Consider the following 25,037-nt stretch of genomic DNA (forward strand, 5'->3'; position numbering starts at 1 on the left):
CGGCCCCCCCGCGGGCAACGACCTCACGCGGCAAGGCCGCGCATGAGCTCCAGCGCCTGGCGCTCGAACAGGCGGCGGTAGAGGCCGCCCTCCTTCGCCACCAAGGCATCGTGGTCGCCCTCCTCCACGATCCGGCCCTTGTCGAACACCAGCAGCCGGTCGAGCGACCGCACCGTGGAGAGACGGTGGGCGACGACCAGCGTGGTCCGTCCCACCATCAGGCGCTCCATGGCCTCCTGGATCAGTGCCTCGGACTCCGAATCCAGGCTGGACGTGGCCTCGTCCAGGATCAGGATCGGCGCGTTCGCCAGGAACGCCCGCGCGATGGCGACGCGCTGGCGCTCGCCGCCGGAAAGCTTCACGCCGCGCTCGCCCACCAGCGTGCCGTAGCCGCGCGGTAGCCGCTCGATGAAGCCCGAGGCGTTGGCGAGTTCGGCCGCCCGGCGGATTTCCGCGAAGGAGGCGCCCGGCCGGCCATAGGCGATGTTTTCCGCCAGCGAGCGGTGGAACAGGATCGGCTCCTGCTGCACCACCGCGATGGCGCGCCGGAGCGAGCCCTGCGTCACCTCGCGCACGTCCTGTCCGTCCACGCTCACGCGGCCCTCGGTCACGTCGTGGAGCCGCTGGATCAGCTTCACGAAGGTGGACTTGCCGGAGCCGGAATGGCCGACCAGCCCCACCCGCTCGCCGCCCTCGATGACGAGGGAAAGATCGCGGTAGAGGGGGGTGTCGTGGCCGCCATAGTGGAAGGTCACGTTCTCGAACGCGATCCGCCCGTCCGCGACCTTCACCGGCGCGGCTCCCGGCCGGTCGGCGACGGCCGGGCCCTTCTGGTGGATCTCCACCAGCTCCTCCAGGTCGTTCACCGAGCGCTGAAGGTTGTGCACATGCATGCCGATGTCGCGCAGGTAGGAATGCACCACGAAATAGGTGGTGAGCACATAGGCGACATCGCCCGCGCCCGCACGGCCCTCCCACCAGAGCCACAGCGCCATGCCGACGATGACCGCCCTCAGGCCCAGCAGTGCCACGAGCTGCGCCGTTCCGGCCCAGGTGCCGGCCATCCAGGTGCGCTGGGTGCGGACGTTCCACTTGCCGAGCACGCGATCGAGGCGCGCCTCCTCCCGGGCCTCGGCACCGAAGCCCTTCACCACCGCATTGCAGCTCACCGCATCCGCGAGCACGCCGCCCACGCGGGTGTCCCAGGCGTTGGAGAGCCGCGCCGCCGGCGCCACATAGTTCAGCGACAGGACGACGGTGAGCGCCACGAATCCCGCCGCGCCGAGCGCCACGGCGAGGCCCATGACCGGCCAGTGCCAGCCGAGCAGGATCGCGGAGCCCACGAGCGCCACCACCGACGGCAGCAGCGCCACCAGCAGCGTGTCGTCGAGCAGATCGAGCGACCACATCCCGCGCGAGATCTTGCGCACGGTGGAGCCGGCGAAGGTGCTGGCGTGCCAGTCCGCCGAGAAGCGCTGCACCCGCGCGAACGCCTCCGACGCGATGTCGGACATCATCCGCAGGGTGAGGCGTACCAGCGCGACGAAGGAGAGGTGGCGCGCCACCACCATCACCGCGCCGAGCGCCAGCATGGCGAGGAAGGCGTCCATGGCCGCGGCATAGGCCGCCGACCGGTCGCCACCGGATGCCACCGCCTCCACGAGGCGGCCGGCATAGACCGGGACGAACACCTCCGCGAGCGTCGAGACCAGCACGGTCAGTCCCGTCGCGCCGATCAGCGCCGGGCGGCGGCGCCAGTGGCGCCAGAGGAAGGCGAAGACGGCACGGGTGGGAACCCCGCGCTTATGGGTGCGGTAGAGCGACATGACGTGTTTTCCGGCCGCGCGAGGCGCGCGAAGGGCCGGCCTTCGAAAGACGAGGATATGCGCGGCGCAGACGCCGCGTGCGGACGTGCGGTCCTGGCGGGATTTGGCTGAAGGCCGTCGGGCCGGGCGGAAAGCGCCGGCGGGGACCGCGGAGCGGCTCAGCTAGCCGTGAGCGCTCGAACGGAGGGCGCCGCAGGCGGACATGCGTTCATTCATGGATCGCCCCTCCTCTTGCTGTCGTGGCGGCAGTTCATTGTGCCCTTGGCCAGGGATACGGGCAAGGGCCTCGCCCTCCCCGCTTCGCGCGACGCCGAAGTGACGCGGCGCGCGGGCCTTTCATGGCGGCGCATGTGGGGGTAAGGTCGCGGCGCTTTTTAGGAGAGGCTCTGGCGGAACCATGGCGCACGCGGACATTCCTCACTTCTGCAACGACCTCGGCGTCACCGTCATCGAGGTGGGCAGCAAGGAATTCATGTGCATCGGTGCGAAGCCGCCCTTCGACCATCCGCACATCTATTGCGACCTCGGCGACGACACCGAGATCGTGTGCCCCTACTGCTCCACCCTCTACCGCTACAATTCCGCCCTCGCGGCCGGCGAGGCGAAGCCCGAGGGATGCGTGTGGCATGACGAGGACGCAGCAAGCGCCGCGGCCTGAGCCGGGGTCTCCTTCCCACGCTCCGGCCCGCGCCGAGGCCGCAAGTGACGAGACCGCAAGTGACGAGGCCGGCCTCCACGCCGGCATGGACGAAGCCGGCACCGACATGGCCGTCATTCCCTTCCAGCCCCGCCGGCCCCTTGCGGCCCGCAGCGCCGTCATCGTCGGCGGCGGCATCGGCGGCCTGGCCTGCGCCCTGGCGCTGCGGCGGGCCGGGATCGCCGTCCAGGTGCTGGAGCAGGCGCGCAAGCTGAAGGAGGTGGGCGCCGGCCTCCAGCTCTCGCCCAATGCCACCCGCATCCTGCGCGACCTCGGCGTGCTGGAGCGGATCGAGAAGGTGGCGGTGGCGCCGCGCGCGCTGCTGGTGCGCGACGGGCGCTCCGGCACGACGCTCTCGCGCTCCAACTATGCCCCCGCCGCGCGGCGCTGGGGCGCGCCGTTCCTGGTGATCCACCGCGCCGACCTGCAGGAGGCGCTCGCCGAGGCGGCGCAGGAGGCGGGCGCGGCGGTGGCGCTGGGCGTCGACCTGCGCAGCATCGAGCGCACGGCCTCGGGCGTGCGGGCGGTGGGGGGCCAGGGCGAGCAGCTCGTCGCCCACGGCGCGGACGTGCTCATCGGCGCCGACGGCGTGCGCTCGGCCGTGCGCTCCCATCTCGGTTTTTCCGCGCCGCCGGTGTTCGCCCGCCGCGTCGCCTATCGCGCCACCATCGAGATGCCGGACGGCCACCCTGCCGAGGTTCATCTCCACCTCGGCAAGAACGCCCATGTGGTGGTCTATCCGGTGCGCGGCGGCAAGGCGCTGAACCTCGTCGCCATCGTCAGGGAGGAGCGGCCGGTCACGCGCTGGAGCGCGCCGGGCGATGCCGCCTATGTCCACGCCGCCTTCGAGGGCTGGAACCCCGAGCTGCGCCGCCTGCTGGCGCGGGCCGGCCACTTCCTGTGCTGGGGCCTTTACGACATCGACCCGCTGGCGCGCTGGGGCGAGGGTCGGGTGACGCTGCTGGGCGATGCGGCGCATGCCATGCTCCCCTTTCTCGCCCAGGGCGCGGCCCAGGCGATCGAGGACGCCGCGGCCCTCGCCGGCGCCCTTGCCCGCGAGACGCAGGCCGAGGCCGCCTTGCGCGCCTACGAGGCGTCCCGGCACGACCGCACCGCCATGATCCAGGGCGCGGCCCGGCGCAACGGCATCGTCTACCACCTCTCCGGCCCGCCCCGCATGGCGCGCGACCTAGTCCTGCGCCGCTCCGGCGGCGACAGCCTGCTCAAGCGCTACGGCTGGATCTACGGGGCCTGAGCTTCCGCGAACGCGACCGGGGCGCGATCGTGCGGGGCGTCGAGATCGAGCGCGGGGCCGACCGGCACGATGCCGGTCGGGTTGATGGTCTTGTGGCTCTCGTAATAGTGCCGCTTGATGTGGGTGAAGCTCACCGTGGGCCGCACCTGCGGCAGCTGGTAGAGCGCGCGCAGGTAGCTGGACAGCGCCGGATAGTCGGCGATGCGGCGGATGTTGCACTTGAAGTGGCCCACATAGACCGCGTCGAACCGGACCAGAGTGGTGAACAGCCGGATGTCCGCCTCGGTGAGCACGTCGCCGGCAAGGTAGGGCTGGCGTGACAGGCGCTCCTCCAGCCAGTCCAGCCGGCGGAACAGCTGGCCCACCGCCTCCTCATAGGCCGTCTGCGTGGTGGCGAAGCCGGCGCGGTAGACGCCGTTGTTCACGTCCGGATAGACAACGTCGTTCACGGCATCGATCTCGGTCCGCAGCGGCGCGGGATAAAGGTCGATGGTCACGTCCGTCACCGCCGCGAAGGCGGAATTGAGCATGCGGATGATCTCGGCGGATTCGTTGCTGACGATGGTCGCGCGCGCCTTGTCCCACAGCACCGGCACGGTCACGCGGCCGGAATAGGCCGGATCGGCGGCGGCATAGACTTCATAGAGGCGCGTCTTGCCGAGAATCGGGTCCGGCGCGGCAAAGATCCAGCCATCCGCACCCATGAAGGGTTCCACCACGCTCACGGAAATCGCGTCCTCCAGCCCCTTCAGCGCGCGCACGATCAGGGTGCGGTGCGCCCAGGGGCAGGCGAGCGAGACATAAAGATGATAGCGCCCCGCCTCGGCCGGGAAGCCGCCCGCGCCCGTGGCGCCGGGCGCGCCGTCGGCGGTGACGAAGTTGCGGAAGCGCGAGGCCTGGCGCTCGAACCGGCCGCCGGTGGACTTGGTGTCGTACCACTGGTCACGCCAGACGCCGTCGACGAGCAGGCCCATGGGATGTCCTTTCCATGCAGCGCGGGAGCGGCGCCGATGGTGGAGAGATGGCGCCATGCGGCCTTGAATGCAATGCGCGGCGACACCTGGAAAAGCAGCCTTGCGCCGATGCAACCGGATGGGCGATCAGGCCAACGGCGCGCCCGGCCGCAGGGTGGATCGCCCGGACGAGCCGGGCGATGACGGGGTGCGAGAGGAGATGACGACACGAGAAACCTCATCGCGCCACGTCGTCTCCACCACCGTCATGCCCCGGCTCGTCCGGGGCATCCACCGGGCCGCCGGCTGGCCTTGTGCGACCCTGGATCGGCCTAGCTGGCGACCGCCGTCCCGAGCGCCGTCTCCAGGATTTCCAGGGCCTGCGCGAAATCCCCGTCCGAGATGGTCAGCGGCGGGCACAGGGTCAGCACCTTGCCGCCGCCCACCTTGAAGCTCAGCCCCCGCTCCAGCGCCGCATACATCACGCGGTCGGCCCGCGCCTCGGCGGCGATGCCGCCGTATGCGTGCAGCTCGACGCCGAAGAAGGCGCCCATGCGGCGCACCGCCGCGATCTCCGGGCGTCGGGCCGCCATGGCCTCCAGCGCCGCGCCGCCCATCTTCCCCAGCGCGCGGGCGCGGGCGATGAGGCCCTCCTCCTCGATCGCGCGGACGGCGGCGAGGCCGGCGGCGCTGCCGAGCGGGCTCTTCTCGTGGGTGTAGTGGCCGAGCGCCAAATGCGGCGCCACGTCTAGATCGGTCCGCACCACCAGTGCCGCCTGGGGCACGATGCCCCCGCCGAGGCCCTTGCCGAGCGCCACCATGTCCGGCACGCAGCCCATCTGCTCGAACACGTAGAACGAACCGCAGCGCCCGAGCGCGGACGGGATCTCGTCGAACACCAGCAGCGCGCCGTGGCGGGTGCAGCTTTCGCGCACCCTGGCCCAGAAGCCGGCGGGCGGCGGCTCCACGGTGGTCCAGCGCACCGGCTCGGCGATCAGCGCGGCGACGTCGCCCTGAACCTCCAGCACGTAGTCGATATAGTCCGCGAGCCGGTCGGTCGCCTTGTCGTCGTCACCGAAGAAGCGCCGGGCGAGGCCGGGCGGCGGCACGTGCTCGGTGCCCGGGAGCAGCGGGCCGGCATCCTTGCGGAACAGCGCCTCCCCGCCCACCGAGACGGCGTCGAGATTGGCGCCGTGGAAGGCGTCCCACATGGACAGCGTCTTGTGCCGCCCGGTGGCGTGCCGGGCGAGCTTCAGCGCCACGCCGATGGCGGCCGAGCCCGAGGGCACGAGCAGCACCTTGCCGAACGGCGGGCCGGCGAGCTCGACCAGCTTCTCGGCGAACGCCACCGCCGCCTCGCAGGTGAAGCGGCGCGGGCAGAACGGCAGCGTCTCCATCTGCGCGCGGATGGCGGCGACCACGGCCGGATGGCCATGGCCGAGCTGGTGCACGCTGTTGCCGTGAAAATCGAGGATGCGCCGGCCGTCCGCCGTGACCAGATGGACGCCCTCGGCGCCGACGATGGCATCGAGGCACGGCGTGGAGAGCGACTGATGCAGGAAAACGTCGGCATCGCGCGCCAACAGCGCGCGGGTTTCCTCCCCATGGCGGGCGTCCCAGGTGGCGCGCAGCGGCGAGGTGTTGACGTCGCCCTCACTGGCGCCGCCTTCGGCGCTCAAGGCTGCTCGCCGCGCGCCAGCGCCCCCTCGATCTCATCCAGCACCTCCTCGAGATCGGCGACGCTGTCGATGACGAAGTGGGCGCCGGAGCGCACCAGCGCGGCATAGGCGGCGGCGCGGCGCGCCTCGAACTCTTCCGGCGAGAGCGCCTCGGTCTCGGCCGGGTCGAGGCCGAACAGGTTGCCGGTCAGCGCGATGCCAACGGTCCAGCAGCCGGCGTTCAGGCCTTCGGCGATCCCGACCTCGGTGTCGTCCACCTTCACCACCCGCGACGCCGGCCACACCCCGAGCTCGACCAGGGTCTTGTAGAGCATCAGCGGCGTCGGCCGCCCGGCCGAGAGGTCGCCGGCGCACACCATGCTGTCGGGCGCGTAGCCCTGCGCCGCGGCGAGCGGCAGGATCGGGGCCATGATCTCGCGGGTGTAGCCGGTTGTGGAGCCGATCTTGAGGCCCGCCGCCTTGAGCCGGCCGACCACGCCCGCGACGCCCTCGATGAGGTCCGCATAGTCCGCCGCCACCGCGACGTTCATGGGCACGAACACCTCGTAGACCTTGTCGATGTCCTGTTCGCCCGGCGCGTGGCCGTGCTTCTCCGCCCAGGCGGCGGCGACGCGCGGCAGCGCCATCAACGCGGCGATGTGGTCGCGCTTCGCCATGCCCATGGGGCCGCGCGCCTCCGCCACCGACAGATCGATGCCGAACTGCGCGAAGGCGCGCTGGAACACGCCCATGGGCGCCTTCGAGCCGTGATCGATCATGGTGCCGGCCCAGTCGAAGACGACCGCGGCGATGTTCTCGTATGTCATGCTTGCCCTCCCGAAAATTCGTCCAGCGTCTCCTCGGCGATGGCGAAGGCGGTGGACGCCCCGGTGCCGGAGGTGACGATGACCAGGCGGACGCCGTTGGCCGGCGCCTCGCGCACCATCAGCCGGTCGGGCAGCGAGGCATAGGTGCCGCTCCAGCGCTCCGCGACGCGGGCGCCGGGCACGGCGAGCACCTCGCTCATCTCGCGCAGGATGATGTCGTCCACCGCCTCGCGCGAGAACGGCGAGGGCGAGAATCCGTAATGGTGGCTGTCGCCGACGATCAGCCCGCCGTCCGCCCCCTGCACGGCGATCAAGTGCACGCCGTTCGCGAGCGCCTCCGGCTGCTCGGCCCTAAGGCGGGCGGCGAGCGCGCCGGCCTCCGGCAGCTCGGAATAGCCGAGATAGCGCACCAGCGAGAGGTCGCTCATCACCGCGCAGGGCAGCCGGAAGCCGTCCGGCGGCATGACCTTCAGCATGTGCAGCCGGCAGCGGGTGATGCCGAGGGCGGCGATCACCTCGGGGTAGAGGGTGAGCAGATCGTCGCCGGGGCACACGACGATGTGCCGGGCGCGGATGTCGCCGTCGGTGGTGGAGACGAGGCCCCCTTCCAACGCCTTCACCAGCGAGCGGCGGCGGAACGAGACGCCCTTCTCCTCCAGCCATGCGGCGAGGAGCGGCACCGCCTGCCGGCTCTCCACCCGCCGCTCGTGCGGGCTGTAGAGCGCGCCGGCGAACGGCCGGTCGGCGAGCGCGGCGCCGTAGGAGCGCATGGCCTCCTCGGCGGTGAGCAGGTGGCAGTCCTCGCCCATCTCGGTGAGGCGGAACGCCTCCAGCACCGCCATGGCCTCGGGCCGCCGGGCCACCACGAGCAGCCCCTGCTGCTCGACGCGGATGCCGGCCTCGGGGGCCACCTCCTCCCAGATGTCGCGCGAGCGCATGGCGCGGCGCCAGCATTCCCCGCGCTGCTGGCCGGTGACGGTGACGAAGCCGAAATTGCGCACCGAGGCGCCCACCGCCTCGGCCTCGCGGTCGATCACCACCACGGAAAGGCCGCGCCTGAGGCCCGAGAGCGCGTGGGCGAGGCCGACGATGCCGGCACCCACCACCGCGAGGTCGAACGTGGTGCTCATCGGATGCGCCAGGCCTGGGTGCGCGCGAGACCGCGCGAAAGGAGGGCGTGCACGATACGCGCTCCGAGGTTGGTGTAGAAGATCAGCATGCACATGGCCGCGGCGGCCTGGATCTGGCCGGCGTCGTCCATGTTCAGCGCCGCCACGGCCGCGAGCGTGGTGGACGGGGCATAGAGGAACACCACCGCCGAGACCGTGGTCATGGCGTTCACGAAGTAATAGGCGGCGATGTCGAGCCCGGTGGGCAGGCAGATCGGCAGCGTCACGCGGGTGAACATGCGCGTCACCGGCTGCTTCAGCGAGGCCGCCACCGCCTCGAACTCCTTGTCCATGGCCTTCAGCGCGGTCAGCGCCGTGAGGTGCGAGACCGTGTAGAAGTGGGTGATGGAGGAGATCACCAGGATCGCCATGGTGCCGTAGATGACGTTCAGCGGGTTCGCCGGATCGTTGAAGAAGAAGATGTAGGCGAGGCCCAGCACCAGGCCCGGGATCGCCATGGGCATCATGGCGAGGAAGTGCAGGCCCGCGCGGGCGGCCACGAAGCCCCTGCCCTTCTCGACCAGATAGGCGCCCACGAACACCACCGCGGTGCCGATCACCGCCACGTAGAAGGCCATGCGCAGGGAGTTGAAGTAGGATTCCCAGCCGCCGCCGTCGACACCCTCGAACGCGAAGTGCGCGAAGGTGAGGCTGAGATTGTAGGGCCAGAACTTCACCAGCGACGCATACTGCGCCACTCCCAGCACCAGCAGCAGAAGCCCGGCGATCCCGCAGCAGAACAGGAACGCGGCGGCGTCGAGCCCGACATTGCGCGACGGCGTGTAGGGCACCGCGCGGGCGGTCAGCAGCGCCACCTGCCGCGCCGTCACCATGCGGTCGACGAAGAAAGCGATCACCGCCGGCACCAGCAGGATCACCGAGACCACGGCGCCCATGGCGAAGTTCTGCTGGCCCACCACCTGCTTGTAGATGTCCACCGCGAGCACGTTGTACTCGCCGCCCACCACCTTCGGCACGCCGAACTCCGTGATGGTGAGGGTGAACACCACAAAGGCGGCGGAGATGATGCCGTAGCGCGCGCCCGGCAGCGTCACGTTGAAGAAGGTGCGGGTCGGAGATGTGCGCAGCGCCCGCGCCGCCTCGAACAGCCGCGCGTCGGAGATGGCGAGCGCGGTGGCGATGATGAGGAAGGCGTGGGGGAAGGTGAAGAACACGCAGCCCGCGACGATGCCCGGCGCGCCGTAGATGGAAGAGCCCATCATCAGGCCCTTGAGGAGCCCCTGGTTGCCGAACAGATAGACCAGCGACAGACCGGCGAGCAGCGAGGGCACCAGGATAGGCACCACGGCAATGGTGCGGAACAGCCCTTTCAGCGGCATGCAGGTGCGCTGCAGCGCATAGGCGAAGCCGAAGGCGAGCAGCACCGTGACCACGGTGGTGGAGAGCGCCACGACGAGGCTGTTGCCGATGGACCGCGTAAGCGCGGGATTGCTGAAATAGGCGATGTAGTTGCCGAACGAGCGGATGCTTCCCGCCCGCAGCACGAGGCGGCGCAGCTCGCGCGGGCCCGCTTCCACCCATTCGCCCGAAGCCGCAGCCTTGCCGCCGAACTCCAGCACCCCATCGGAGGCGCCGCCGGACAGGCGCATGCGCACCGCCGTCAGCGGCCGGCCCTCGAAGCGGCCGTCGGGAAACAGCTGCGCCGCCGTGAGCGAGGCCGAGCGCCGGGCCTGCTCCACGGGCGGAAGGAGGCCGAGGCGCGCGGCCGCCTGGTCGAGCGTGCCGAGCGCCACCGGCCCCTGCCCCACGTCCACCTGCAGTTCCGCCGCGCCGTAGGCGAAGGCGCGCACCTCGGCGGATTTCCACAGCATGAAGCCGAGCGGCAGCGCCAGGCTCACCACGAGATAGGCGCCGATCATCAGCACGAAGGCGAGCATCAGCCTGTCGTCGCGACCGGCCTTGCGGCGGATCGTCGGGGCGGCGCGCGCGCCGATGGCGACGTCAGCCATGGTGGCCGCCGTGCGGCCTCAGCGCCTCGAACACCCTGAGGCGCTCGGTCGGCAGCACCACGTCGAGCCGCCGGCCCGGCACCATCTGCAGCGCCCGGGCGACGGTCTGGGAAAGCTGCGCCACCAGCGGCTTCGCCGGGAAGGCGGGATGCAGCAGGCTGGCGCGGATGTGGGAACCGAGGAATTCCACCGCGCCCACCTCCACGGCGACGCGGTTCACATGCTCCCATTCCGCATGGGCGTCGGCGCCGAGGATGCGCACGTCCTCCGGCCGGATCGCCACCACCACCCGCTCCCCCGCCGCATGGGCGCCCGCCTGACGGCGCAGCACCAAGGTGAGGTCGCCCACCATCACCTCGTCGGGATTGAGCATGACGCCCTCGACGAAGTTCATGGCGCCGATGAAGTCGGCGACGAACTGGCTCGCGGGGGCGTCATAGACCTCCTGCGGCGTGCCCACCTGCTCCACCACGCCCATGTTCATGACGACGATGCGGTCGGCGATGGACAGCGCCTCGTCCTGGTCGTGGGTGACCATCACCGTGGTGACGCCGAGCCGCGCCTGGAGCTGCTTCAGCTCGGCGCGCAGATGGAGGCGCACCTTGGCGTCGAGCGCGGAGAGCGGCTCGTCGAGCAGGATCAGGCCCGGGCTCGGTGCCAGCGCACGGGCGAGCGCCACGCGCTGCTGCTGGCCGCCGGAGATCTGGGAGGGATATTTGTGGCCGTGGGCGGCGAGGTCGATGAGATGGAGGAGCTCGTCCACCCGCGCGGCGACGTCGGCGCGCTTGAGGCCGCGATTCTCCAGGCCGAAGGCGATGTTCTGGCGCACGCTGAGGTTCGGGAACAGCGCGTAGGACTGGAACACGATGCCGAAGTCGCGCTCCTCCGGCGGCAGCGCCGAGATGTCCCGGCCGGCCTGGTGGATGGTGCCGGAATTCTGGATGTCGAGCCCGGCGATGGCGCGCAGCAGCGTGGTCTTGCCGCAGCCGGACGGCCCGAGGAAGCACACGAACTCGCCCTCGCGCACATCAAGCGAGACGTTCTTCAGCGCCGTGAAGTCGCCGAAGCGCTTGGAAACGTCGTTCACCACCAGATAGGCCGGGCGCGGCGCCGATGCGGCGAGGCCGCGGGCGACGGCGTCGTTCGGATCGGCTGCGGCCGCTCCCGGCAGATGCGGCGCCAGTCCGGACAGGTCCACGGTGTGCTGGCTCATGGGTGCCCCTTTCGCGCTGCTCTGTCCGGGGCACGCCAGGCTCGCGGCGCCGACCCTTTGCCGCGTCGTCCCCGGCTTGCCCGGGGGGTGCAATGGCGTTGGGAGGCCTCGGCGGGTCGGAGCACGGCGCTCCGATCCGCCTCGGCCCTGGGCTCCAGTTCAGCCCTTTTTGGGCTCGGACTTGGCGTCGTAGCGGCGCTGCCACTCCTGGAGGATCTGGGCGCGGTTGGCGGCGGCCCAGTCGAACTTGTTGTCGATCAGCTTCGCCTTCAGGTCCGCCGGCAGGTTCTTGATCGGCTCTTCGAGCGCCGCATTGGCGAGGATGGCGTAGTTCTTGGCGTAGATCTTCATGGCCTCGTCGGAGACCGCCCAGTCCATCAGCTTCTTGGCATCCGCCTCGTTGTCGGTGCCCTTGATGATGGCCGAGGCCTCCATGTCCCAGCCGATGCCCTCCGCCGGGATCACCGCCACCAGCGGGGCGCCCTGGTTGATGAGGCGGGCGGCGCGGAACTCGAACGAGATGCCGATGGGATACTCGCCGGAGGCGGCGAGCGAGCAGGGCTTGGAGCCCGAGTGGGTGTAGGTGGCGATGTTCTTGTCCAGGGCGTCCATGAAGGCCCAGCCCTTCTCGTCGCCGAACATCTGCAGCCAGCTCGATACGTCGAGGAAGCCGGTGCCGGAGGAGGCCGGGTTCGGCATCACGATCAGGCCCTTGTATTCCGGCTTGGTGAGGTCGGCCCAGCTCGCCGGGATCGGCAGCTTGCGCTTCTCCATCTCCACCGTGTTGACGCACAGCGCGGCGGCCCAGGCATTGGTGCCCACCCAGGCCGGCGGGGTATTCTTGTCGAGGAAGCGGGCCTCGATCTTCTTCATGCCTTCCGGCGCGTAGGGCGCGAGCATGCCTTCGGCGTCCAGCAGCAGCAGCGAGGTCGCGGCTGTGCCGAGCACCACGTCGGCCTGGGGATTGTTCTTCTCCGCCAGAAGCTTGGCGGTGATGATGCCGGTTGAATCGCGCACCCACCGGATCGTCGTGCCGGGATACTTCGCCTCGAACGACGCCTTGTAGGCCGGCAGCAGGTCGGCCTCGAGGGCGGTGTAGACCGTGATCTCGCCCGCGTTGGCGGCGCCGGCCAGGCCGAGGAGGGCCGCAGCGGCGGCCAGGGTCGTCATGCGCGTCATCTTATCCCCCGTCTTGGGTTGGCCTGCCGACATGGGTCGGCCCGTTGCGGGCGAACGCGTCCTCAGCATGCGGATGGCCGGCGTCCGCCGCGCGTGCGGCGGCCAAGCGACAACTCTTGCGAAGACCCGCCCCTGGCGCGCATCTAGCACCGCGCAGGCGACGTTCGTGTGACGGGTTGAAGACGCGGGCCGCGGCAGACCATGGGAAGAATACCTGTTTAAAAACAAACTATTGTGGCTTGCCATCCGCCATGCTCCGGAAGGCCCGCGAGCGGGTGTCGATGCGGGTGCGCCCACGGGCCTGTGCGGACGCTGGCGGTCGCGGCAGCGAGGGGCTATCAAGGAACCAGCGAAGCAACAGCAATACGAAAGGGAGGGCCGATGACGCCTCAGGCTCGGTCGAACGCCACCGTCCACGACACCAGCAAGCGCAAGGTCTGGACCACGGACGAGGCCCTCGCCCTCTACAAGGCCCCCTTCAGCGACCTGCTGTTCCGCGCCCAGAGCGTGCACCGCGCCAACTTCGATCCGAACGAGGTGCAGATGAGCCGCCTCATCTCCATCAAGACCGGCGGCTGCGCGGAGGATTGCGGCTATTGCAGCCAGTCGGCCCATCACGGCACCGACCTCAAGGCCTCCAAGCTCATGGAGGTGGAGCGCGTGCTCGGCGAGGCGCAGAAGGCGAAGGACGCCGGCGCCACCCGCTATTGCATGGGCGCCGCCTGGCGCTCCCCCAAGGAACGCGACATGGACACGCTCGTGGCCATGGTGGAGGGCGTGCGCGCGCTCGGCATGGAAACCTGCATGACGCTCGGCATGCTGGAGCCGGGCCAGGCGCACCGGCTCGCCGCGGCCGGCCTCGACTACTACAACCACAACATCGACACCTCGGAAGCCCATTATTCCAAGGTCATCTCCACCCGCACCTTCGCCGACCGGCTGGACACCCTCGCCAATGTGCGCGACGCCGGCATCAAGGTGTGCTGCGGCGGCATCCTCGGCATGGGCGAGACCGCGCGCGATCGGGTCGACATGCTGGTGACGCTGGCGAACCTCGACGCGCCGCCGGAGAGCGTGCCGATCAACCAGCTCATGCCCATCCCCGGCACGCCGCTCGCCGGCGCCGATCCGGTCTCGCCGATCGAGTTCGTGCGCACCATCGCGCTGGCCCGCATCCTCATGCCGGCCTCCCACGTGCGCCTGTCCGCCGGCCGCACCCAGATGAGCGACGAGATGCAGGCGCTGTGCTTCTTCGCCGGCGCCAATTCCATCTTCGTGGGCGACACCCTGCTCACCGCCGAGAATCCCGGCGAGGACAAGGACATGGCGCTGTTCGCCACGCTCGGCCTCACGCCCCAGGAGGTGGAGGTCCGGATCGAGGACGAGCCCGGCGCTCGGGTGGACGCGGCATGAGCGATCAGGATCGCCTCGGCCGCTACGAGGCGATGCTGCGGGGTCTCGAACGACGCCATTCCCTGCGCCGGCTCTCCGGCCGGTCGGGGATCGACTTCGCCTCCAACGACTATATCGGCCTTGCCACCTCGCCGCGGCTCAAGGCTGCGGTCGCTGCCGCCCTGGAGGCGGGTGTGCCGGTGGGCGCCACCGGCTCGCGCCTGCTGCGCGGCAACGATCCCGCCCATGCGGCGCTGGAGGCGGAGGCGGCGCGCTTCTTCGGCTCCGAGGCGGCCCTGTTCTTCTCCGGCGGCTACATGGCGAACCTCGCCGTCATCGGCACCCTGCCGCAGAAGGGCGACCTGCTGCTGATGGACGACCTGATCCATGCCAGCGCCCATGAGGGCGCCCGCGCGGGCCGGGCCGAGCCGGTGCTGTTCGCCCACAACGATGCCGGCGCCGCCGAGGATGCCATCCGCGCCTTCCGTGCCGCGGGCGGCACGGGCAAGGTGTGGATCGCCGCGGAAAGCCTCTACAGCATGGACGGCGACCGCGCGCCGCTCGCCGACCTCCTGGCGCTCGCCGACCGCCAGGACGGCTTCCTGCTGGTGGACGAGGCCCACGCCACCGGCGTCTACGGGCCGGACGGGCGCGGCCTCGCGGCCGGGTTCGAGGGGCGCGAGAACGTGGTGGTGCTGCACACCTGCGGCAAGGCCATGGGCGGCTCCGGCGCGCTGGTGACGCTGCCGAAGGTGCTCGCCGACATCATCGTCAACCGCTGCCGGCCCTTCATCTTCGCCACCGCGCCCTCGCCGCTGATGGCGGTGGCGGCGCAGGCGGCGCTCACCATCATGACCGACGAGCCGGAGCGGCGCGAGCGCCTCGCCGCTTTGGTCGCCCATGCCGGCCGGCGGCTGCGCGAGACCTGCAGCCTCGCCCCGTCCGGCTCGCAGATCCTGCCGGTGATCGTCGGCGACAACGGCCGCGCCATGGCGCTCGCCGGCCTCCTCCAGCATGCCGGCTACGACGTGCGCGGCGTGCGCCCGCCGACCGTGCCGCCGGGCACCGCGCGGCTGCGCATCTCGCTTACCCTCAATGCCGACCAACCGGCCGTGGACGGCCTGTTCGACCTGCTGGGCGCCGCGCTCCGGGAGCAGGCGGCGTGAGCGCGGCGATCGTCGTCACCGGCACCGACACCGGCATCGGCAAGACCGTGTTCGCGGCCGGGCTCGCGCGCTTCCTCGACGGCGCCTACTGGAAGCCGGTGCAGGCCGGCCTCGGCGAGGAGACCGACAGCGAGGCGGTGGCGCGCCTCGCCGACCTGCCGCCGGAGCGCATCCTGCCCGAGGCCCATCGGCTGGCGCTGCCCGCTTCACCGCACCTCGCCGCGGAGCGGGACGGCATCACCATCGACCCCGCCACGCTGACCCCGCCGCAGACCTCCCGCCCGCTGGTTATCGAGGGGGCGGGCGGACTGCTGGTGCCGCTCACGCCCGAGGCGCTGCTCGCCGACGTGTTCGCCCGCTGGCGCCTGCCGACGGTGCTGTGCGCGCGCACCGCGCTCGGCACCATCAACCACACGCTTCTCTCGCTGGAAGCGATGCGTGCGCGGGGCATTCCGGTTCTGGGCGTCGCCTTCATCGGCGAGGCGCACGAGGAGAACGCCCGCATCGTCGGCGAACTTGGAAAGGTCAATGTGCTCGGCCGCCTGCCGCGGCTCGATCCGCTGACCCAGGACACGCTCGCCGCGGCCTTCGCGAGCGCCTTCCGGCGCGAGGATTTCGTGGCCGGAAGGGGGGCGGCGTGAGCTCGCCGGTCTGGCACCCCTTCACCCAGCATGCGCTCGCGGGCGCGATGATCCCCATCGCCCGCACCGAGGGCGCGCACCTCGTGACCGAGGACGGCCGGCGCATCCTCGACGCCATCTCCTCCTGGTGGGTCATCACCCACGGCCACCGGCACCCGGCCATCATGGCGGCGATCCGGGAGGCCACGGAAAGCCTCGACCAGATCATCTTCGCGGGCTTCACCCACGCTCCCGCCGAAAGGCTTGCCGAAGGGCTGCTGAAGGTGGCGCCGCCGGGCCTCGCGCGCGTGTTCTATTCCGACAGCGGCTCCACCAGCGTCGAGGTGGCGCTGAAGATGGCGCTCGGCTTCTGGCGCAACACGGGCGAAACCCGCAGCCGCATCGTGGTGATGGAGGCGAGCTATCACGGCGACACCATCGGCACCATGTCGGTGGGCGAGCGCGGCGTGTTCAACGCCGCCTATGCGCCGCTGCTGTTCGAGGTGGAGCGCATCCCCTTCCCCGCCGCCGGCCGGGAGGCGGCGACGCTGGCCGCGCTGGAAGCCGCCTGCGCCAAAGCGCCCGCCGCCTTCATCGTCGAGCCGCTGGTGCTGGGCGCGGGCGGCATGCTCATGTACAGGCCGGACCTCCTCAAGGCCATGCGCGAGACCTGCGCCCGGCATGGCGTGCTGTTCATCGCCGACGAGGTGATGACCGGCTGGGGCCGCACCGGCACGCGCTTCGCCTGCGACCAGGCCGGCATCGTCCCGGACATCCTGTGCATGTCGAAGGGCCTCACCGGCGGCGCGCTGCCGCTCGCCGTGACGCTCTGCCGGAAAGAGATCTTCCAGGCCCACTATTCGGACGACCGGGCGAAGACCTTCTTCCATTCCTCCTCCTACACCGCCAACCCCGTCGCCTGCGCCGCGGCGCTCGCGAACCTCGAGGTGTGGAACGAGGAGCCGGTGACGGCGCGCATCGACGCGCTCTGCGCGCTCCAGGAGGAGATGATCGCCCCGTTCCGCGACGATCCGCGCTTCGAGAGCGTGCGCCGCTGCGGTACCATCACGGCGCTCGACCTCAAGGCGCGGGACGCGGGCTATCTCGCCGGCATCGGCCCGCGCCTCTACGATTTCTTCCTGGAGCGGAACCTGCTCATTCGCCCGCTCGGCAACACGATCTATCTGATGCCGCCTTACTGCGCGACACGCGCCGACCTCGAACCCGCTTATGCCGCCATCGCCGCGGCGGCGGACGCTTTGGCCTGAGGCAGCGCCATGGCCCGTTCGAGCCTCGTCATCGGCTTCGGCCGCCATGCGCCCGAGCGGCGGGTGCCCAACGAAGAGCTGGAGGCGCGGCTCGGCCTCGAAGCCGGCTGGATCGAGCGGCGCACCGGCATCCGCGCGCGCCGCTACGTGGCCGAGGGCGAGGCGCTCACCGACCTCGCTTTGCCCGCCGCCGAGCAGGCGCTGGCGGCGAGCGGCATCGACCGCGCCGACATCGCGCTGACCCTGCTCGCCACCTCGACGCCGGACCACCTGCTGCCGCCCTCCGCGCCGCTGCTGGCGCACCGGCTCTACCTGCCGCGCTCGGGCGCGGTGGACCTTGCGGGGGCCTGCGCCGGCTTCCTTTACGCGCTGGCGCTGGCGGACGGCTTCGTGCGCGCCCAGGGGCGCCCGGTGCTGGTGGTGGCGGCGAACGTGCTCAGCCGGCGCATCAATCCCATGGACAAGGTGAGCGCGGTGCTGTTCGCCGACGCCGCCGGCGCCTGCGTGGTCGCGCCATCGGACCGCGATGGCACCGGCGTGATCGGCGCCGACCTCACCTCGGACGGTGCGCAATACGGCCTCATCCGCATCCCCGCCGGCGGCAGCCGGCAGCCGTTCTCGCCGACGACGGCGCCGCAGGACATCTTCATGGAGATCGCCGACGGCGCGGCAGTCTATGCCGAGGCCGTCACCACCATGACCGGCTGCGCCCGCAAGGCCATGGCCCAGGCGGGCATCGGCGCCGCGGACGTGACGCGCTTCGTGCCGCACCAGGCCAACACCCGCATCTTCGAGGCGGTGCGCCGCAATCTCGCGCTGCCACAGGACAGCCTCGTGTCCACCATCGCCGAGTTCGGCAATTCCTCCGCCGCCACCATCCCGTTCTCCCTCGCCGCCAGCGCCGAAACCGCGCCGCCGCGCGCGGGCGAGAAGGTGCTGCTCACGGCGGTCGGCGCGGGCCTCACGGGCGGGGCACTGGTGCTCGGCTTCTGAGACGGCGCGGCGGGGTGCGACGGTGGACCGCGCCGCGGCTTGACCTCGCGCATTCCCTTAGGGAGGCTTGCTGACAGGCTGGTCCTAATCGTCACGTTCCGCCAATCGCATCTCAGGAGGCGCGTATTTCCGAAGCTCGCGCGAATTCGGCGACCGCCATTCCCCCCTCGCCTGCCGAGGTCCCGCCCCATGCCAGTCCTGTCGCCGATGCACTGGCGCAGTTCAACGTATCGCCCGAGCGCGGCCTGACTCAGGCGGAATGCCTCACCAGGCGCGCCGCACATGGGCCGAATACGATCGTCGCCCGACGCAAGGCGAGCGCGCTCGCGCTGCTCGTGCACCAGTTCGCGAGCCCGGTGGTCTACCTGCTGGCGGGCGCGGCATCGCTCGCCGCCTGGTTCGGGGAATGGGTCGAGGCTGGCGCCATCGTCCTGGTTCTGGCGCTGAATGCGCTCATCGGCTTCGTGACCGAGATCAGGGCGGCACGCTCCATCGAGGCGCTGCGCGCCCTCGGCACCCGCACCGCCCGCGTGCGCCGGGAGGGACGCGTGCACCTGGTGCCCGCCGAGGACCTGGTGCCCGGCGACCTCGTGCTGCTGGAGGCCGGCGACGGAATTCCCGCCGACCTGCGCATCGTCGAGGGCTCGAACCTCGCGGCCGACGAGTCAACGCTCACCGGCGAATCGGTGCCGGCGGAGAAGTCCCCCGCCCCGGTGGCCGCCGACGCGCTTCTGGGCGAGCGCGTCTCCATGCTGTTCAAGGGCACCTCCCTTACCCGCGGCAGCGGGCTCGGCCTCGTGGTCGCCACCGGCCATGGCACCGAGCTCGGCCGCATCACCGCCTTGGTGGAGGAGGCGACGCCCGAATCCTCGCCGCTGGAGAAGCGCCTCGCGCGCCTGTCCGGTCAGTTGGTGTGGATCGTCGGTGGCCTCACCATCGTCATTGCCGCCATCGGCCTCGCGCGCGGCAAGGACCCGCTGCTGATGGTGGAATCCGCCATCGCGCTGGCGGTCGCGGCGATCCCGGAGGGTCTGCCCATCGTCGCGACGCTGGCGCTGGCGCGCGGCATCTGGCGCATGGCAAAGCAGAACGCCCTGGTGGAGCGCCTCGCCGCCGTGGAGACGCTGGGCGCGACCACCATCATCCTCACCGACAAGACCGGCACCCTGACCCGCAACCGCATGACGGTGCGCCGGCTCGTGCTCGCCGCCGGCGCCGTCGACGTGCCCGCCGAGAGCGCGCCGCTGCCGCCACCCGGCGCTGAGGCGGCGCTCGCGCGCATGGTCGAGGTGTGCGTGCTCGCCAACGACGCCGACTTCGATCCCGCGACCGGCGAGGGCACCGGCGACCCCATGGAGATTGCGCTGCTGCGGCTCGGAGCGCAGGCCGGCTTCGCCCATCACCCCACCCGCATGGCGCGGGCCGCCGCCCACGCCTTCGACGCCGCGACCCGCATGGCAGCGACCGTGCACCCCGACGGCGACAGCTTCCTGTTCGCGGTCAAGGGCGCGCCCGAGGCGGTGCTCGCCGCCTGCGACTTCGAGCTGGCGGATGGCGCCGCGGCCCGCCTCGGCCCGGAGGAGCGGACGCGCTGGATGGACCAGGTGGAGGCGCTCGGCGCGCAGGGGCTGCGCGTCATCGCCTGCGCCGCGCGCACCGACGCCTGGGCCGACGCCGCGCCCTATGAGGGCCTGACCCTCATCGGCCTCGTGGGGCTGGAGGACCCGCCCCGGCCCGATGTCCCCTCCGCCATCGCCGACTGCCGGCGCGCCGGCATCCGCGTCGTCATGGTCACGGGCGATCATGCGGTCACCGCCCGCGCCATCGCCCGGCAGGTGGGGCTGGCGCCGGAGGGCGCGGACATCGCCGTCGCCGAGGGCCGCGAGGTCGAGCGCCTGGTGCGCGAAGGCAGGATTGCCGATGTGGACGTGTTCGCCCGCGTCAGTCCCTCCGAGAAGCTGGACCTCGTGCGCGCCTGGCAGAAGGCCGGGGCCGTGGTGGCCATGACCGGCGACGGGGTGAACGACGCCCCTGCCCTGAAGCAGGCGGACATCGGCGTCGCCATGGGCAAGCGCGGCACCGACGTGGCGCGCGAGGCCTCCGCCATGATCCTGATGGACGACGCCTTTCCCACCATCGTCAAGGCGATCCGCGAGGGGCGGGTGATCTTCTCCAACATCCGCCGGCTGGTGGCCTTCCTGCTGGCCTGCAATCTCAGCGAGGTTCTGGTGGTGGGCCTCGCCGTGCTCTCCACCCTGCCCTTGCCCATCCTGCCGCTGCAGATTCTCTACCTCAACCTCGTCACCGACGTGTTTCCCGCCTTCGCGCTCGCCTTGGGCGAGGGCGACCGCGACGTGCTGAAGCGCCCGCCACGCGATCCCAAGGAGCCGATCCTCGGCCGGCCGCAATGGCGCGGCATCGTCCTGCACGCCGGCGCGATCACGCTCGCGACCTTCGGCGCTCTCGCTTTTGCCATCTGGGGCCTTCGCCTCGACGGGACGGGGATCGTCACGGTGAGCTTCCTCACCCTCGCCTTCGCCCAGCTGTGGCATGTGTTCAACATGCGTCAGGCGGGCGCGGGCCTCGTGCGCAACGAGATCACCGCCAATGGCTGGGTATGGGGCGCGCTCGCTTTGTGCACCGGCCTGCTGGCGATCCCGCCCTACGTGCCGCTCGTCGCCGGGGTGCTGCAGTTGGTGCCGCCGGACGCAGGAATGTGGACCGCGATCCTGGGCTTCAGCCTGCTGCCTCTCCTCCTCGGCGAGGCCGGCCGCGCCGTGGCCGCGCGGCAAGGGCCACGCTCAGGAACCGGGCATCAGAAGTGATAGCCGATGTTGAACATGGGTCCGTGAAGGGTCGTGTTGTAGCGGAAGTTCTGGCGCGGGCCGGTGATGGATTCGTAGTCGGTGTAGAGGGCGCGATAGCCGATGGCGGTGGACCACGACTTGTTCCAGTTGTAGCCCACCGCCACGAAGCCCTGTGAGGTGAGCTTCGAGCCGAGGCCGAAGCCGCCTACGTCCCCGATCGCGTTCAGGAACCAGCGGTCGTTGAACTGGTACTGGAGCATCAGGCCGAACACAGGATCCAGCCAGTCCTTCACGTCCGAGGAGGACAGGCCGAAGGGGATGCCTGCCGGCGTGAGCGTGGTGTCGACGCTCAGGCGCTGATAGCGGAAGCCGGCGGTGGCGCTGAGGTCGAAATTGTCCGGCCCCACCGGCAGCCGGTAGCCGGCAATGCCCTGCATCACCAGCAGGCGCTGGCTGAAGTCGAGCTGCGGCCCGGCGAAGCCCAGCGTCTTGTCGGCGGAAAGCTTCGACCAGAACACGTCGGCCAGCAGCGTCCAGTCGCCGTTCTTGGCCAGGAAGTCGGCCATGACCGCGCCGTCGAGGTGGCCGAGGATGTCGCCGAAGCTCACATTGACCGGGATCGCGGGCAGATCGCGCGCGCCGATGTCGCCGGTGAGGCTGGTGGCCCAGCCATAGAGGGTGGCCTGGAACTCCCAGCCAGAGGGCGGCGCCACCGGCGCGGGGGGCGTCGTGAGGTCGGCGGCGCGCGCAGGCAGGCCGGCCGGCACGGCCGAAGCCCACAGCGCGGCGGCGAGCAGCGGCCCCCGCCACGAGACAATTCCCCAAGACATGACCTGCCCCCGCGATATCAGCCACCGATTCTTAGCCCATTTTCCCGGCTCTGAAAGAGGCCCGGATGCGGGTTCGATTGCAGCATTGCAGCCCGGCCACACCCGTGAACCGGGGAAGAATGAGAAAATATTTTCAAACACTTGAATGAACGTGCGGCGGCGCTTTGCGACCCGCCTGCGCGCCGCCGCGAGGGCAGGCGAATGGGCGAGCAACCACTTTGGCCTCAAAGAGCAACCGCGCGGGCAACGTCCGGTGCCTGGCAGCCTCAGGCGTACGGCCTTCCAAGGCGCGGCACGGGGGCGCGGCTCAGCCCAAGCTCTTCAGCCACAGGCTCATGAGCTCCGCCCGGCTGCGGACGGCGAATTTGCGGAAGATGCTGGTGACATGCTGGTGCGCTGTGGAGGTGGCGATCTCCGCCTGGCGGGCGATCTCCTTCTCGGACGCTTTGGTGAGCAGCAGCTGGAGCACCCGCCGCTCGGCCGGCGTGAGCGGCGCGGAGGCGGCAAGCAGGCCGCTGCTCATCATCAGGTGGCGGTGGAACCACTTGATGCCGCGCAGGGCATAGGCGAGGAGCGCGATCTCGCCGGGCGTGAACGGACGCCCCGCATAGAAGCCGAAATGGGATTCGCAGTCCTGGTTCAGCGGGAAGGCGACGAACACCGCGTCGCGCGTGCCGACAGCCTCGTAATAGCGCCGGAAGAAGGGGCTCTCGAACCAGCCGGCCGGCAGATCGCGCCGGAACGCATAGGTGCGGAACGCGCCGACACCGGTCATCGGCAGCAGGAATGAGGGATCGATCTCGCGCCGGTCCCACTCCTTCAGGATCTCCTTGAAATGGCCCTCGTCCTCATGGGGCGGCACCGGCTTGAGCGCCTGCACCGAGGCGACGCGCCAGCCCTTGAGCGGATCGCCTTGCGCGGCGCCTCCGATCCTCACCGCGCCCGCCCAGGTCGCGTTCCAGGCGCCGGTCGCCGCGCACAACGCGCCCATCAGATGCGCCGACGCCCGCTCGCACTGGCTGGCCTCGAAATCCGACACCTCATCCCAAAGGCCGTGGACCCACGCCTGCTCTTCGCCCGTCATCATTCACAGCCAATGGCCTGCGCGCCTCGGCGCGCTGGGTTCCCGTCCGGCAGGCTGTAGTCAAGACTGAAATGGTTCGCAACCCGCCATCCCGCCCAAGCGTCATTGTCGCCGGTCCGAAACCGGAGCGCCTGCGGCCACAGCCGTTCGACGGGCGCGCCCGCACACGCTTCCGCGCTGCCCCCGGCCGCGCCTCAGTCGCGGAAATAATCGGGCCAGCGGGCCTGGAGGTCGGGGGTGAAGGCAAGCGACTTGGACAGGTGCTCGCGCAGCGCATCCTGCGCCTTGCCGGTGTCACCCGAGGCGATGCCGGCGACGATGGCGCGGTGGTCGGCGATCACCTGCGCCGCCTTGCCGGGCATGGGCAGGTGCAGCCGGCGGATGCGGTCGATATGGCCGGAATAGCGGCGCACCATGGCGTGCAGGCCGGCAATGCCCGCAGTCTCGAAGAACACGCGGTGGAACTCGCGATCCGCATTCTCGAAGCCCGGCAGGTCGCCGCGCCCAAGCAGGGTCGCCTGGACCTCGATCACGGTCTCCAGCCGCGCCACGACCTCGGCACGTTCGGCGGACAGGGCGATGGTGCGCACCGCCTCCTGCTCCAGCGAGCGGCGCAGGAACTGCGCCTGACGCGCGAGCTTGAGGTCGATGGGGCTGACGATGGTGGCGTGCTGGGGGAAGATATCCACCAGCCCCTCCTCCTGGAGCCGCATCAGCGCATCGCGCACCGGGGTGGAGGAGAACCCGAACAGCTCCTGCAGATCGGCACGCGAGATCAGCGTTCCCGGCGGCAGCTCCAGCGCGATGATGCGCTCGCGCAGATAATCGAACACCTGCGGCGCCGCATGGCGGGACGGATCGCGGGGCGGCCGGGAGCGGGAGAGCGCGGTATCCATGATCCACCATAGCGCAATCCGGGTTTGACTTCACTAATGCATTAGCGCTTTAATCCATTAGCCCGGTCCGCAAAACAGAGCCTCAGGCCGTGGACAAGACCGGCGCCGCCCGCAAGGGCATCCGGGGAGGAACCGCGCCACGCCAACTCAGGGCGACGGCTCCTCCGCCAGCGCGTCCAAGCGACAGGAGGAAACATGTCCCGCTGGAAGATCATCCCGCTCGCGCTCGCCGCGGCGCTCTCGGGCGCGCCGGCGCTCGCCCAGACTTTCCCCGACCGGCCCATCACGGTGGTGGTGCCGTTCCCGCCGGGCGGCGCCTCCGACAGCACCGCCCGCTTCATGCAGCCGAAGATGCAGGACAAGCTCGGCCAGACCGTGGTGATCGACAATCGTCCCGGCGCCAACGGCGCCAACGGCGCGAGCCACGTGAAGGGTCAGCCGGCGGATGGCTACACGCTGCTGGTGGGCTCCATCGGCGTGTTCGCCATCAATCCGGCGCTCAACCCGAACCTCAGCTACCAGCCGGGCAAGGACCTCGACCTGCTGACGGTCGCGGTGCGCACCCCGAACGTGCTGGTGGCCCATCCGGACTTTCCAGCACGCTCGGTGAAGGAGCTGATCGCCTATCTCAACAAGAACCCGGAGAAGGTGACATTCGCCTCGTCCGGCGTCGGCTCATCGGACCATCTGACCGCGGCGCTGTTCTGGCAGAAAACCGGCACCAGCGGCGTGCACGTGCCCTACAAGGGCGGCGGGCCGGCCATCGCCGACCTCATCGCCGGGCATGCCAACGTGTCGTTCCAGAATCTCGGCGCGGTGGCGAACCAGATCAAGGCCGGCAAGCTGAAGGCCCTCGCCGTCACCGCGGCGGACCGCAACCCCGTGCTGCCCGACGTGCCGACCATGAAGGAAGCGGGCGTCGCCGGCATCGACGTCTATTCCTGGCAGGCCGCCGCCGCACCCAAGGGCCTGCCGGCGCCGGTGAAGGCCAAGCTCTTCGAGGCGCTGAAGGCGAGCCTCAATGACCCCGAGGTGAAGGCGAAGTTCAACGGCCTCGGCTTCGAGGTGGTGGCCAACACGCCCGAGGAGTTCGTGGCCTTCCGCAACGGCGAGGAACAGCGCTGGCGCGAGGTGGTGAAGGCCGGGAAGATCGAGACCAACTGACGCCGAATCGGACCGATTGCAGCAATCCGATCCGGCGACGTGTCGCCGGGCCTCCAGTCGAGGCCCGGCC

The 25,037-nt window shown here is 70.6% G+C and carries 20 protein-coding genes; 9 read left to right on the forward strand and 11 right to left on the reverse strand.

Going from position 1 to position 25,037, the window contains the following annotated elements:
• Positions 1–23: 23 nt before the first annotated feature.
• The gene (locus V5F67_RS15260) at positions 24–1,826 is read right to left on the reverse strand and encodes an ABC transporter ATP-binding protein (protein ID WP_394016954.1); all 1,803 of its coding nucleotides are present in this window, start codon (positions 1,824–1,826) and stop codon (positions 24–26) included.
• 397 nt (positions 1,827–2,223) lie between these two features.
• On the opposite strand from V5F67_RS15260, the gene V5F67_RS15265 reads away from it, so the two are divergent.
• Both V5F67_RS15265 and V5F67_RS15270 read left to right on the forward strand, forming a co-directional pair.
• Positions 2,224–2,484 carry a zinc-finger domain-containing protein gene (locus tag V5F67_RS15265; RefSeq protein ID WP_394016953.1) on the forward strand — a complete coding sequence of 87 codons (261 nt, stop codon included), beginning with the start codon at positions 2,224–2,226 and terminating at the stop codon, positions 2,482–2,484.
• Between the two features lie 106 nt (positions 2,485–2,590).
• Positions 2,591–3,778, forward strand: coding sequence for an FAD-dependent monooxygenase (locus tag V5F67_RS15270; protein ID WP_394016952.1), 1,188 nt, complete (start codon positions 2,591–2,593; stop codon positions 3,776–3,778).
• Here V5F67_RS15270 and V5F67_RS15275 read toward each other — a convergent pair.
• From V5F67_RS15275 to V5F67_RS15305, 7 genes are all read right to left on the reverse strand, one after another.
• Positions 3,766–4,752, reverse strand: a complete 987-nt coding sequence (locus V5F67_RS15275; RefSeq protein ID WP_394016951.1) for a glutathione S-transferase family protein — start codon at positions 4,750–4,752, stop codon at positions 3,766–3,768. The genes V5F67_RS15270 and V5F67_RS15275 overlap by 13 nt on opposite strands.
• 311 nt (positions 4,753–5,063) lie before the next feature.
• Positions 5,064–6,410, reverse strand: coding sequence for a (R)-1-hydroxy-2-aminoethylphosphonate ammonia-lyase (gene pbfA, locus V5F67_RS15280; RefSeq protein ID WP_394016950.1), 1,347 nt, complete (start codon positions 6,408–6,410; stop codon positions 5,064–5,066).
• On the reverse strand, positions 6,407–7,216 hold the full coding sequence (phnX, locus tag V5F67_RS15285) for a phosphonoacetaldehyde hydrolase (protein WP_394016949.1): 810 nt from the start codon (positions 7,214–7,216) through the stop codon (positions 6,407–6,409). The genes pbfA and phnX overlap by 4 nt, the downstream gene beginning before the upstream one ends.
• Positions 7,213–8,346: a TIGR03364 family FAD-dependent oxidoreductase gene (locus V5F67_RS15290; protein ID WP_394016948.1), complete on the reverse strand. Its 1,134-nt coding sequence runs from the start codon at positions 8,344–8,346 to the stop codon at positions 7,213–7,215. The genes phnX and V5F67_RS15290 overlap by 4 nt, the downstream gene beginning before the upstream one ends.
• A complete protein-coding gene (locus V5F67_RS15295) occupies positions 8,343–10,355 on the reverse strand; it encodes a putative 2-aminoethylphosphonate ABC transporter permease subunit (RefSeq protein ID WP_394016947.1) in 2,013 nt (670 codons plus the stop codon). Before V5F67_RS15295 ends, V5F67_RS15290 begins: the two co-directional genes overlap by 4 nt.
• Positions 10,348–11,568 carry a putative 2-aminoethylphosphonate ABC transporter ATP-binding protein gene (locus V5F67_RS15300; protein WP_394016946.1) on the reverse strand — a complete coding sequence of 407 codons (1,221 nt, stop codon included), beginning with the start codon at positions 11,566–11,568 and terminating at the stop codon, positions 10,348–10,350. The genes V5F67_RS15295 and V5F67_RS15300 overlap by 8 nt, the downstream gene beginning before the upstream one ends.
• 159 nt (positions 11,569–11,727) lie before the next feature.
• Positions 11,728–12,747, reverse strand: a complete 1,020-nt coding sequence (locus V5F67_RS15305; RefSeq protein ID WP_394016945.1) for a putative 2-aminoethylphosphonate ABC transporter substrate-binding protein — start codon at positions 12,745–12,747, stop codon at positions 11,728–11,730.
• A 381-nt stretch (positions 12,748–13,128) separates the two neighbouring features.
• Between V5F67_RS15305 and bioB the strand changes: the two genes are divergently transcribed.
• From bioB to V5F67_RS15335, 6 genes are all read left to right on the forward strand, one after another.
• Positions 13,129–14,160 carry a biotin synthase BioB gene (gene bioB, locus V5F67_RS15310; protein ID WP_394016944.1) on the forward strand — a complete coding sequence of 344 codons (1,032 nt, stop codon included), beginning with the start codon at positions 13,129–13,131 and terminating at the stop codon, positions 14,158–14,160.
• The gene (locus V5F67_RS15315) at positions 14,157–15,305 is read left to right on the forward strand and encodes an 8-amino-7-oxononanoate synthase (RefSeq protein ID WP_394016943.1); all 1,149 of its coding nucleotides are present in this window, start codon (positions 14,157–14,159) and stop codon (positions 15,303–15,305) included. The genes bioB and V5F67_RS15315 overlap by 4 nt, the downstream gene beginning before the upstream one ends.
• Positions 15,302–15,946: a dethiobiotin synthase gene (gene bioD, locus V5F67_RS15320; protein WP_394016942.1), complete on the forward strand. Its 645-nt coding sequence runs from the start codon at positions 15,302–15,304 to the stop codon at positions 15,944–15,946. Before V5F67_RS15315 ends, bioD begins: the two co-directional genes overlap by 4 nt.
• Positions 15,943–17,193 carry an adenosylmethionine--8-amino-7-oxononanoate transaminase gene (locus V5F67_RS15325; RefSeq protein ID WP_394016941.1) on the forward strand — a complete coding sequence of 417 codons (1,251 nt, stop codon included), beginning with the start codon at positions 15,943–15,945 and terminating at the stop codon, positions 17,191–17,193. The genes bioD and V5F67_RS15325 overlap by 4 nt, the downstream gene beginning before the upstream one ends.
• Before the next feature lie 9 nt (positions 17,194–17,202).
• Positions 17,203–18,186, forward strand: a complete 984-nt coding sequence (locus V5F67_RS15330; protein WP_394016940.1) for a beta-ketoacyl-ACP synthase III — start codon at positions 17,203–17,205, stop codon at positions 18,184–18,186.
• A 158-nt stretch (positions 18,187–18,344) separates the two neighbouring features.
• A complete protein-coding gene (locus V5F67_RS15335; protein WP_509210663.1) occupies positions 18,345–21,011 on the forward strand; it encodes an HAD-IC family P-type ATPase in 2,667 nt (888 codons plus the stop codon).
• On the opposite strand, the gene V5F67_RS15340 is transcribed toward V5F67_RS15335, so the two are convergent.
• The 3 genes from V5F67_RS15340 to V5F67_RS15350 all read right to left on the reverse strand — a co-directional run bounded on the left by V5F67_RS15340 (position 21,002) and on the right by V5F67_RS15350 (position 23,803).
• Positions 21,002–21,823 carry a hypothetical protein gene (locus V5F67_RS15340; protein WP_394016939.1) on the reverse strand — a complete coding sequence of 274 codons (822 nt, stop codon included), beginning with the start codon at positions 21,821–21,823 and terminating at the stop codon, positions 21,002–21,004. The two genes, V5F67_RS15335 and V5F67_RS15340, sit on opposite strands and share 10 nt — an antisense overlap.
• Positions 21,824–22,130: 307 nt before the next feature.
• Positions 22,131–22,910 (reverse strand): helix-turn-helix transcriptional regulator, encoded by a 780-nt coding sequence (locus tag V5F67_RS15345; protein ID WP_394016938.1) that lies wholly within the window; start codon positions 22,908–22,910, stop codon positions 22,131–22,133.
• A gap of 191 nt (positions 22,911–23,101) precedes the next feature.
• Positions 23,102–23,803 carry a GntR family transcriptional regulator gene (locus V5F67_RS15350; RefSeq protein ID WP_394016937.1) on the reverse strand — a complete coding sequence of 234 codons (702 nt, stop codon included), beginning with the start codon at positions 23,801–23,803 and terminating at the stop codon, positions 23,102–23,104.
• 195 nt (positions 23,804–23,998) lie between these two features.
• Here V5F67_RS15350 and V5F67_RS15355 point away from each other — a divergent pair, with 195 nt between their 5' ends.
• Positions 23,999–24,967, forward strand: a complete 969-nt coding sequence (locus tag V5F67_RS15355) for a Bug family tripartite tricarboxylate transporter substrate binding protein (RefSeq protein ID WP_394016936.1) — start codon at positions 23,999–24,001, stop codon at positions 24,965–24,967.
• Positions 24,968–25,037: the final 70 nt, after the last annotated feature.

It is taken from the genome of Xanthobacter pseudotagetidis (genome assembly GCF_043194795.2).
Lineage (GTDB): Bacteria > Pseudomonadota > Alphaproteobacteria > Rhizobiales > Xanthobacteraceae > Xanthobacter > Xanthobacter tagetidis_A.

Excerpts from the sequence above, each read along its gene's own strand:
- V5F67_RS15330 (WP_394016940.1), top strand. The coding sequence starts at position 17,203 with ATGGCCCGTTCGAGCCTCGTCATCGGCTTCGGCCGCCATGCGCCCGAG.
- V5F67_RS15350 (WP_394016937.1), bottom strand. The coding sequence starts at position 23,803 with ATGGATACCGCGCTCTCCCGCTCCCGGCCGCCCCGCGATCCGTCCCGC.
- bioB (WP_394016944.1), top strand. The coding sequence starts at position 13,129 with ATGACGCCTCAGGCTCGGTCGAACGCCACCGTCCACGACACCAGCAAG.
- V5F67_RS15260 (WP_394016954.1), bottom strand. The coding sequence starts at position 1,826 with ATGTCGCTCTACCGCACCCATAAGCGCGGGGTTCCCACCCGTGCCGTC.
- V5F67_RS15315 (WP_394016943.1), top strand. The coding sequence starts at position 14,157 with ATGAGCGATCAGGATCGCCTCGGCCGCTACGAGGCGATGCTGCGGGGT.
- V5F67_RS15355 (WP_394016936.1), top strand. The coding sequence starts at position 23,999 with ATGTCCCGCTGGAAGATCATCCCGCTCGCGCTCGCCGCGGCGCTCTCG.
- V5F67_RS15265 (WP_394016953.1), top strand. The coding sequence starts at position 2,224 with ATGGCGCACGCGGACATTCCTCACTTCTGCAACGACCTCGGCGTCACC.
- V5F67_RS15305 (WP_394016945.1), bottom strand. The coding sequence starts at position 12,747 with ATGACGCGCATGACGACCCTGGCCGCCGCTGCGGCCCTCCTCGGCCTG.
- V5F67_RS15290 (WP_394016948.1), bottom strand. The coding sequence starts at position 8,346 with ATGAGCACCACGTTCGACCTCGCGGTGGTGGGTGCCGGCATCGTCGGC.
- V5F67_RS15340 (WP_394016939.1), bottom strand. The coding sequence starts at position 21,823 with ATGTCTTGGGGAATTGTCTCGTGGCGGGGGCCGCTGCTCGCCGCCGCG.
- V5F67_RS15300 (WP_394016946.1), bottom strand. The coding sequence starts at position 11,568 with ATGAGCCAGCACACCGTGGACCTGTCCGGACTGGCGCCGCATCTGCCG.
- phnX (WP_394016949.1), bottom strand. The coding sequence starts at position 7,216 with ATGACATACGAGAACATCGCCGCGGTCGTCTTCGACTGGGCCGGCACC.
- V5F67_RS15275 (WP_394016951.1), bottom strand. The coding sequence starts at position 4,752 with ATGGGCCTGCTCGTCGACGGCGTCTGGCGTGACCAGTGGTACGACACC.
- V5F67_RS15345 (WP_394016938.1), bottom strand. The coding sequence starts at position 22,910 with ATGATGACGGGCGAAGAGCAGGCGTGGGTCCACGGCCTTTGGGATGAG.
- V5F67_RS15295 (WP_394016947.1), bottom strand. The coding sequence starts at position 10,355 with ATGGCTGACGTCGCCATCGGCGCGCGCGCCGCCCCGACGATCCGCCGC.
- V5F67_RS15270 (WP_394016952.1), top strand. The coding sequence starts at position 2,591 with ATGGCCGTCATTCCCTTCCAGCCCCGCCGGCCCCTTGCGGCCCGCAGC.